The sequence below is a fragment of the Streptomyces bambusae genome (genome assembly GCF_019400985.1).
In the GTDB taxonomy this organism is placed as follows: domain Bacteria; phylum Actinomycetota; class Actinomycetes; order Streptomycetales; family Streptomycetaceae; genus Streptomyces; species Streptomyces bambusae_A.
In genome coordinates this window covers 1-2,169 of the sequence record NZ_WTFF01000576.1, presented here as the reverse complement: position 1 = coordinate 2,169, position 2,169 = coordinate 1, and the positions used below count along the sequence as shown (strand labels likewise).

Below are 2,169 nucleotides of genomic sequence, written 5' to 3'. Positions count from 1 at the left end.
CGGCAGCAGCGCGGAGCGCTGCGCGGCCGTCCCCAGCGCGGCGACGAGCGGAGCGACGAGCGCGGCAGTGGCGATCAGCGGCGAGGGCAGCAGCACCCGGCCGGTCTCCTCGCAGGCCAGGGCCAGGTCACCGGGCGCGCAGCCGACACCGCCGTACTCCTGCGCGACGGCGAGACCGGGAAGCCCGAGCTGGCCGGTGAGCTGCCGCCACAGCTCCCCGTCGTATCCGGCGTCGGTGCGGACGGCGGCCTTGACCTCGTCCGGTCCACAGCGTTTGCCCAGGATCTCGCGCAGGGTGCGGCGGATCTCGTCCTGCTCCGCGGTGAAAGCGGCATCCATCGGCGGGCTCCTCCCGTATCTGACGGGCCGTCATGCTAGGCGGGTCGGGTCGGGATGCCCAGAGGCGGGACACGGAACACGGAGGCGAAGGCCCGAGGGCGCGGGCGGAGGCGCGGAGGGTGCGGAGGGTGCGGAAAGCACGAAGGACGAAGGGGCGCGGGTACGGGTACGGGAGGGGATGCCCACACCCCACCCATCTGATGTACCGTCAGATTCATGCCTGAACCCACGCCCCGCCGCAAGGTCGCTGTCGTCGGCGTCGCCCTCTCGGACTGCGGCAAGGTCGACGGCCCCACCCCCTACGCCCTGCACGCCCAGGCCGCCCGGCGGGCCCTCGCCGACTCCGGCCTGGACCGCTCCGTGATCGACGGCTTCGCCTCCGCCGGGCTGGGCACCCTGGCCCCCGTCGAAGTCGCCGAGTACCTCGGGCTGCGCCCCACCTGGGTGGACTCCACCTCCGTCGGCGGCTCCACCTGGGAGGTCATGGCCGCCCACGCGGCCGACGCCATCGCGGCCGGCCACGCCCGCGCCGTCCTGCTCGTCTACGGCTCCACCGCCCGCGCCGACATCAAGGCGCGCCGCCGCACCTCCAACCTCTCGTTCGGCGCGCGCGGCCCCCTGCAGTTCGAGGTCCCGTACGGCCACACGCTGATCTCGAAGTACGCGATGGCCGCCCGCCGCCACATGCACGAGTACGGCACCACGCTGGAGCAGCTCGCCCAGGTGGCGGTCCAGGCGCGGGCCAACGCTGCGGCCAACCCCGACGCGATGTACCGCGAACCGCTGACGGTGGACGAGGTCCTGTCCGCCGAGATGATCGCGGACCCGTTCACCAAGCTGCACTGCTGCATCCGGTCCGACGGCGGCTGCGCGGTCCTGCTCGCCGCCGCGGACCTCGTACCGGACACCGCCACGACACCCGTGTGGGTCCTCGGCTCCGGCACCGCCGTCTCCCACACCACCATGTCCGAATGGCCGGACTTCACGGTCTCCCCTGCCGCCGCCTCCGGCCGCCAGGCCTTCGAACGCGCCGGCCTCACCCCCGCCGACGTGGACATCGCCCAGATCTACGACGCCTTCACCTACATGACCCTGGTCACCCTGGAGGACCTCGGCTTCTGCGCGAAGGGCGAGGGCGGGGCGTTCGTGGAGAAGGGGCGGCTGCTGCGCGACGGCGAGCTCCCCGTCAACACCGACGGCGGCGGCCTGTCGGCCTGCCACCCGGGCATGCGCGGCCTGTTCCTCCTGGTCGAGGCCGTACGACAGCTACGCGGCGAGGCCGGCGAGGCCCAGGTCCGCAAACGCGACGGCACCCTCCCCGAGATCGCCGTGGCGTCGGGCACGGGCGGCTGGTTCTGCTCCTCGGGAACACTGCTGCTGGGGCGGGGGTAGCGCCGGCGGGCCGGCGTAGGCATCGGCATCGATGTCGGCAGTGGGGGCTACGGTGTCGGGCCGTGACGACGCACAACGAACGGACCTTGACGGCACCTTCCCAGTCTGGCTGGGCCACTCACAGTCGGGCGACCTCGTGAGCGTGGCAGTAAAGGTGGCTCCCTACCGGGGCTGAGGGTGCTGTAGGCGGGGGCGGGACTTCGGGGGTGGGCGCTGACCCGAGGGGGCATGTCCGCTGGGCGCGGGGGCTTCGACCGTCAGGGCTGACCCAAGAGGGCATGTCCGCCGGGAGCAAGGGCTTCGAACGTCAGGGCTGACCCGAGGGGGTGTGTTTCCTGTCGGGCCTGGTCGGAGGGGTGTCGGTGTCTGCCCGCCAGTCCATCGTCCGTGCGGGTCGGCGGCCGGCGTCAAGAGCGCCCTTCGGGCGTCGCTTGCGCG

General features: G+C 73.0%; 2 protein-coding genes. One reads left to right on the top strand and one right to left on the bottom strand.

Features of this window, described 5'->3' with window-relative positions; all coding sequences use genetic code 11:
• Positions 1 to 339 (bottom strand): acyl-CoA dehydrogenase family protein (locus tag GPJ59_RS35705; RefSeq protein WP_219672281.1); only part of this gene is annotated, 339 nt, incomplete at its 3' end.
• A 216-nt stretch (positions 340 to 555) separates the two neighbouring features.
• Between GPJ59_RS35705 and GPJ59_RS35700 the strand changes: the two genes are divergently transcribed.
• Complete coding sequence (locus GPJ59_RS35700; protein ID WP_219672280.1) at positions 556 to 1,731, top strand: acetyl-CoA acetyltransferase; 1,176 nt, start codon at positions 556 to 558, stop codon at positions 1,729 to 1,731.
• The last annotated feature ends 438 nt before the right edge of the window (positions 1,732 to 2,169 follow it).